This window comes from Sphingomonas sp. PP-CC-1A-547 (assembly GCF_003610375.1).
Lineage (GTDB): Bacteria > Pseudomonadota > Alphaproteobacteria > Sphingomonadales > Sphingomonadaceae > Sphingomonas.
The window spans coordinates 23969-30052 of sequence record NZ_RAPZ01000002.1 but is presented as its reverse complement, the minus strand read 5'-3'; the positions used below and the strand labels follow the sequence as shown (position 1 = coordinate 30052).

Genomic DNA, 6084 nt, shown 5'->3' with positions numbered 1-6084 from the left:
GCTGAGGCTCGGGATGCGGTATCGGGCCGCATCGCCAGCCTAGCGTCTGCGCACGAACTGCTGCTCAAGGACGAGATCGAAGGCGCGGCAATCGGTGAGATCGTCGAGCGGGTGCTCGCGCCGTTCATGGACAGCAACGGTCGACGGTTTTCCGCTGTCGGCCCGACGATACGGCTGACCCCGGAAGTGACACTTGCGTTGTCGATGGCGCTGCACGAGCTGGCGACCAATGCGATCAAATATGGTGCGCTCTCGGTACCGGAGGGTCAGGTGAGCATAAACTGGGACCTGAACGGCAATGCGACGGAACGTCGACTTACCTTCTCCTGGGCGGAGCAGGATGGACCTATCGTTGCTATGCCAACACGTGTTGGATTTGGTACGCGAATGATTGAGCGCGTCCTGTCACGCCACATCCGCGGCAAGGCGGAAATTCAATATCTGCCGGAAGGTGTTCGCTTCGCAATCGAAGCGCCGATCTAAGCTCTCGACCATGTCTGACATTTATTAACGCCGTGGCGGGCCCATCGCGTGACCACATTGGTTAAGAGCTCAGCTTATCGGGATCTGTCATATGTGCCATGTGCTCGTCATCGAGGATGATTTCCTCATCGCCGATCACATCATTCAGCTGATCGAGCGGGCTGGCGGCACATCCTTTGATCAGGCTGCCTCGCAAGATGAGGCAATCGATGCTGCGAGATTGAGGCCTCCCTCCATCATCATGTCCGACGTCAATCTCTCAGCCGGTACCGGCCCTGCCGCGGTGGAAGCCATCATCTTGGAGCATGGGCCGACGCCCGTGATCTTCGTGACCGGCACGCGCGAAGCATGCCATGTAAGTCGGCCATCGATGATCGTTCTCGACAAACCGATCAACGAACAGGCTCTTATCGCGGCGTTCCAAAGTCTGGCGCCCGCCTGAGTCAGCAATCGCCGACGGTCAGTCAAGCAGTCGCCCCATCGGCCTTACCGGTAAGACCGGGTACTTCATCAAGTTGTCTCAGGTCACTGAACCCGCCACGTTCCTTACGATAGCGGACGATCTCGAACCCGTGCCCCGCTAGCGCCGGGATGGCGTCCAACTCCGCCGCACTCGCCGCGTTGACGTTGATCGGCATCTCGTTCCTCATAGCTCTTCCTCTTTCGTACCCTTGGTGACGGAATGTTGGAAAGGGCTTTGCTATCGATGAGCGCCCTAGCCAGCTAGAAGGAAGGTTTGATTCATGTCCGCCTTCGGCGGATAACTGCTTGTTTGATAAAGAAGATCAACCATCGTGGAGGGGCTTTCCAGTATCCATGCGTTTCACCCACTCGATCAGGAGAGGGTTCGGCATGGATCAGAAGAGTGCGCCGTTGGCCGATGCGTTGGCGGCGATCGAGAAGAGTCCGGTCATCGGATTTGGAGCGCCGGGCCACAACCAGGGTGCAGCCATTCCTGGCGGGATGAAGGCACTGCTCGGCAAGCGCGTTTTCCAAGCCGACGTGCTGACGCCGAAGGGGCTCGACGACCGTACCGAAGGCAAGCTGGCCCTTCAACGTGCGCACGAGATCGCGGCGGAGGCCTGGAATGCCGACTTCTGCCGGTTTGTAACCGGCGGATCCACCCAGAGTCTTCACACGGTTATGGCCTCGGTCGCCGGACCAGGTGACACTATTCTGGTCGCTGCGAATGCCCACAAGGCCGAGCGTACCTACGCGCTCGCGACGGGGCTCAATGCCGCCATCGTGCCGGTCCAGATCGACGGGGAATGGGACATTGAGCATGGTGTTGAGCCGCAGGCGCTGAACGCCGCCTTGGCGGCCAATCCAACCGCCAAGGCGTTCATCGTTGTCAGCCCGACCTACTACGGCGTCACGAGTGACATAGAGTCGCTTGCAGGCATCTGTCACAACCACGGTATTCCCCTCATCGTCGATGCCGCCTGGGGCGGCGCCTTTGCATTCTGTGAGGCCCTGCCAGACGATCCGCTTGCCAAGGAGGCGGATGTCGCTGTCTACAGCGCCCACAAGACGATGGGGGCGCTCGCACAAGGGTCAGTTATCGTCGCAAAAGGCGACTTGATCGATCGCCAGCGCCTTTGGATGGCATATGAGCTTTTCGAGACCACCAGCCCGTCGGTGCCCATCCTAGCAACGCTCGACGCGACCCGGCGGGATCACGCGTTGAACGGGGAGCAGATGTGGAACGGCGTCATTGCGTTGGCGGAAAAGGTCCGTAGTAAGATTGCCGGTATCACCCCCCTGCGCGTTTTCGGTCATGGTCATTTGCCGCCAGATGCCAGTTTGGACGTCACGAAGGTACTGATCGACGTCTCGGCGCTTGGCGTATCGGGGTATGCGATCGACGACTGGCTCTACAAGCATCACCGGATCAGCATGGGGTTATCCGACGCCCGGCATATCCTAGCCGTTCTGTCGCTGGGCACAACCAGGTCCGATCTCCGCAAGCTCGTCGGTGGCTTGCAGGATCTCGTGAATCAGCTCGGTTCCGATCCCTCCATCCTGCCGGTAATTTCGCCTGTGCCCGGGATCAGCACCCTGTCCGTCGACATGGCGATGCCCGGGCCTGCGGCACTCTACGGCCTAGCCGAGATGGTGGCCTACGAGGCGGCTGAGGGAAGGATCGCAGCCGAGATGATCGCGCCCCCGCCGCCCGGCGTCCCCCGACTGGTGCCGGGCCAGCGCATCACCGCTGCACACGTCGCATGGCTTGTCGCGAACCGTGATGCCGGGGCTTTCGTGATGGATCCGGTCGATCCCACAGAAGCGACCGTCAGAGTGGTTCAGAGCTGACGCAGCAACCGGATCAACACGCCAAATCTAACAGCAACTGCAATTAGGTGGATACGCGATGCAGACCGATACCGACGAACACTGGATGCAATTGGCGGTAGACGTCGCGCGCTCCAAAGGGTCCGATCCCTCAACCTCCCCGCTTGGGTGCGTCATCGTACTAGACGGGAAGGTGATTGCCGCCGAACGCAACCAGACCAAGGAATTGCCTGACGCAACCGCTCATGCCGAGATGATGGCGATCCGTCGGGCTTGTGAGCAAACCAGAGAACTGGAACTGCGCGGGGCGACGTTATACTCGACACTCCAGCCGTGCGGCATGTGCACGATGGCATCGATCTGGTCGAAAGTTGGCCGCGTCGTGTACGGTGCCGGCCGAAACGATGTGCACCCGATGTATTTCGAAGCCAAGCACGTTGATACACTCAGATTCATCGGGGACGCCTATCGGAATGATATTGAGATCCGAGGCGGCTGCCTGCGCGAAGCTTGCGCAAAACTTTATTATGGCCCCTCTGCCGAATTGAGCGAGGAAGAACAGGCCAACCTATAATCATGCAGTATGATTCAAAACGGTCAAATAAAGGCCCAAATATGGTCTATCTCGATCTTAGCAGCCTTCAGCGTCGTTTTGCGACCACCTAGTTCTGAACATGCGGATCTGCTACCTCACCAAACTCCAAACTTACACCTACGTCATCAAACGTTGATTATTCGCTTAAGAACTGGTCGATTGCATCAACAGCCTCGTACAATCGTGCCGCTAATAGCGGTTCATGGATGCCATCTGCTACATCGATCTCGACGATCAGCTGTTCACGTAATTTTAGAAACGAGTTATGCTTAGTAAGCTTGGCAATTGCACCATCTGCGGTAGTATCGATTTTCTTGAGAGCATCGATTATCGACGAGGCCTCAACAGGCTTCTCTAACCGGGCAATCTCTTTGTAGTTTGATGGAACATCGGCGATATCATTACCTGTTGCAAAGACGCAGTGCACGCCCCGAGCGAGTAGACGGTCGACCACTGGGTATACTTTCTGCTCGCCGAGGTTGATGTCGAGGACAGCGCTGTCGATACGCCCTCCCCGATCAAGCAATGCCATTGCCTGATCGACAGACGGTACCGGCCCAAGCACGATAGCTCCCGCCCGTGTCAGCATGCGCTCGATCGCTTCGGCAACGACATACTCGTCCTCAATCACAAGTACCCGCTGACTTTCCATGAGCATGTCAGCCATCTTGCGCCTCCTCCACTGTCCGGCGAGATACAACCGGCACCGCAATCGTACAGTGCACACCGTCTTCGACGAAAGCATAATGTGTCTGGGCGCCAAGTTGGTACGGCAGGGCTTTTTCGATCAGTTGACGACCATAACCGCCGGTAGACGGTGCAGTGAAGGGTTGTGACATCCGAAGACCACTCTCGCGCCAATCGACGTGGAGCCACAGAACGCCATCCTTTTCCGCCTCCACGTGCCATGTGATTGTAAGCAACCCTCCGCCGGTCCCCAACGCACCATATTTCACCGCATTGGTCCCAAGCTCGTGGATAGCTAGAGCCAGGCTTTGGACGGCGCGCGAGCGTAACGGAACATCAGGTGGGCCTGCCAATATGAGATGACCATCACCACCCTTCCGGCCAATGGCACCAAGCGAAAGGAGCTCCGCGCGCAGAAGGTCGTCGAACTTTACTCGCTGGCCTGATGTTGCATGCGAGAGCATCTGCTGGACGCGGGATAGAGCTGAAAGGCGGTCGTTGAAGCCACGCTCAAACTCTTGAAGCGACGAGGCACCATCCAGCATCCGCGCAGCAATCGAGCTCACAACCGCGATAAGGTTACGCGTCCTGTGTTGCAGCTCCGCAACCATCACGACCTGGCGTTGCTCGCTTTCCCGCAACGATTCCGCGCTGCGCTTTAATGCGTCTATGTCACTGATTACGCTTGCTTGTCCGGTCAACTTTCCCAACTCGTCGCGTACCGGAACTGCCGCAACTCGCACCCAAATGGCCCGCTGGTCGTCATCGGTGAACAGCATTTCCTGACCAGGCGTAACACATTCTCCGCGGCGGGCGCGCGCACCGGGAAACTCGTCCGGTTGCAACGGTCGCTCATCCTCGCTCCACGCTTGCCACCGCGCTACGCGAGCCGGGTCCTGGGAGGGCATCAAGCCTGTGGGACAGAATCGCTGATACTCGGAATTGTAGGCTACCATTCGTCCGTTCATGTCCAACGTAGCTACACCCGCAGGCACGCTTTCGAGCGTAGCCGCGAACCGAGCCTCGCTTTGGTGAAGCGCTGCCTCTGACTCCGCCAAACGACGGCGTAAGTCGGCGATTGTTGCCACGTCATCCATCTTACATTCCATGTATAAGCATCGGAGTGCGCCAAGGGCGGATAGCTACGTTAGCCCGTTTTTCGATAAAAATGCCGTGCTTTCTGCGTAGGTGTTTTTCAAACGCCTCCCCCAATCCCCGAACAGGCGTTCACCGATCGGCTAGCCATCCTTGGGCGCTACAAGGTGCCTTGCAAGCCGACTCAACTGATATATGTCGGTCAAGACAAGTGTCGTGGTTGGGTGATGATGCCTGCAGGTCATTGCGTTTCGTCGGTCGAAGGAGTAATTCTGCACGCGGATCAAGGCTTTCTTGATCTGCTCCACCGTCGCGCCGACGAAGTTATCGGCGTTTCGTACCGCGAAATAACCGACGCTCGCGACCTAGATCGAAGCGCAGATATGCTAGCCGTACTAAAGGACGGCGCAGCTCCCGTACGGTTGCAAAAGCGCTACCTTCGGCCGGATGGTAGCTCAGTAGCAGCGAACCTACTGGTCACCCGCTTCGCCAACCCCGACCGCTTGATAAGCACGCTGTTCTGGCAAGAAAATGGCCGCCCTTTGCCGCCAGCTAGGCTTTGGGAAGCAGCACTGCGTATGCGCCAGGTCCACGCCACCCGATCCACGCTATTTGGGGCTGATCTGAGCATTGACCCCGTAGGTTCGCTGCTGATCGGCATCTATCTGGCAGAGGCAGAAGGCCGGAATATCGGACTGGCCGACGCTGCCGCCCATGCCAAGATCCCGACATCTGTTATCGAACGGTGGATCAAGGTACTTCAGCAGCGGGGAGTGCTTGAACACCGAGACACTGCGATGGATATTCGACTAACACACTCAGGTCTGAATAAGGTAGAGTCTATGCTTGCTACGGTCTATGGGTCACCTGATGCGGCGGTGATGCTTCTTAATAGCTATGATTGACGTCTTACCGTTCAAATATGATATCAT

Annotated in this window: 8 protein-coding genes; 5 read left to right on the top strand and 3 right to left on the bottom strand. The window is 57.8% G+C overall.

The features are described 5' to 3' along the window. Together C8J39_RS00340 and C8J39_RS00335 are read left to right on the top strand one after the other, a co-directional pair. Positions 1-483: sensor histidine kinase (locus C8J39_RS00340; RefSeq protein WP_147420642.1), on the top strand; the 483-nt coding region annotated here is incomplete at its 5' end. A gap of 91 nt (positions 484-574) precedes the next feature. Then, positions 575-925, top strand: a complete 351-nt coding sequence (locus tag C8J39_RS00335) for a response regulator (protein WP_093401120.1) — start codon at positions 575-577, stop codon at positions 923-925. Between the two features lie 22 nt (positions 926-947). Here the strand turns inward: C8J39_RS00335 and C8J39_RS00330 are convergent, their stop codons facing one another. Further along, positions 948-1133 (bottom strand): helix-hairpin-helix domain-containing protein, encoded by a 186-nt coding sequence (locus tag C8J39_RS00330; RefSeq protein ID WP_243650265.1) that lies wholly within the window; start codon positions 1131-1133, stop codon positions 948-950. Positions 1134-1299: 166 nt separating this feature from the next. Here C8J39_RS00330 and C8J39_RS00325 point away from each other — a divergent pair, with 166 nt between their 5' ends. Both C8J39_RS00325 and C8J39_RS00320 read left to right on the top strand, forming a co-directional pair. Beyond that, the gene (locus C8J39_RS00325; RefSeq protein ID WP_259457480.1) at positions 1300-2796 is read left to right on the top strand and encodes an aminotransferase class I/II-fold pyridoxal phosphate-dependent enzyme; all 1497 of its coding nucleotides are present in this window, start codon (positions 1300-1302) and stop codon (positions 2794-2796) included. A 58-nt stretch (positions 2797-2854) separates the two neighbouring features. Next, on the top strand, positions 2855-3349 hold the full coding sequence (locus C8J39_RS00320) for a nucleoside deaminase (RefSeq protein ID WP_120298813.1): 495 nt from the start codon (positions 2855-2857) through the stop codon (positions 3347-3349). 157 nt (positions 3350-3506) lie between these two features. Here C8J39_RS00320 and C8J39_RS00315 read toward each other — a convergent pair whose 3' ends face one another. Together C8J39_RS00315 and C8J39_RS00310 are read right to left on the bottom strand one after the other, a co-directional pair. Further along, positions 3507-4037 carry a response regulator gene (locus tag C8J39_RS00315; RefSeq protein ID WP_082451487.1) on the bottom strand — a complete coding sequence of 177 codons (531 nt, stop codon included), beginning with the start codon at positions 4035-4037 and terminating at the stop codon, positions 3507-3509. Continuing rightward, entirely contained in the window at positions 4030-5154 is a 1125-nt protein-coding gene (locus tag C8J39_RS00310; RefSeq protein ID WP_165895331.1) for a sensor histidine kinase, read from the bottom strand. Before C8J39_RS00310 ends, C8J39_RS00315 begins: the two co-directional genes overlap by 8 nt. 225 nt (positions 5155-5379) lie before the next feature. Between C8J39_RS00310 and C8J39_RS00305 the strand changes: the two genes are divergently transcribed. After that, positions 5380-6057: a PAS domain-containing protein gene (locus tag C8J39_RS00305; RefSeq protein WP_236701787.1), complete on the top strand. Its 678-nt coding sequence runs from the start codon at positions 5380-5382 to the stop codon at positions 6055-6057. Positions 6058-6084 lie beyond the last annotated feature (27 nt).

What these genes read in the sequence shown, in the direction of transcription:
- C8J39_RS00335 (WP_093401120.1), top strand. Translation starts at nt 575, where the DNA reads ATGTGCCATGTGCTCGTCATCGAGGATGATTTCCTCATCGCCGATCAC.
- C8J39_RS00330 (WP_243650265.1), bottom strand. Translation starts at nt 1,133, where the DNA reads ATGAGGAACGAGATGCCGATCAACGTCAACGCGGCGAGTGCGGCGGAG.
- C8J39_RS00325 (WP_259457480.1), top strand. Translation starts at nt 1,300, where the DNA reads ATGCGTTTCACCCACTCGATCAGGAGAGGGTTCGGCATGGATCAGAAG.
- C8J39_RS00320 (WP_120298813.1), top strand. Translation starts at nt 2,855, where the DNA reads ATGCAGACCGATACCGACGAACACTGGATGCAATTGGCGGTAGACGTC.
- C8J39_RS00315 (WP_082451487.1), bottom strand. Translation starts at nt 4,037, where the DNA reads ATGGCTGACATGCTCATGGAAAGTCAGCGGGTACTTGTGATTGAGGAC.
- C8J39_RS00310 (WP_165895331.1), bottom strand. Translation starts at nt 5,154, where the DNA reads ATGGATGACGTGGCAACAATCGCCGACTTACGCCGTCGTTTGGCGGAG.
- C8J39_RS00305 (WP_236701787.1), top strand. Translation starts at nt 5,380, where the DNA reads ATGATGCCTGCAGGTCATTGCGTTTCGTCGGTCGAAGGAGTAATTCTG.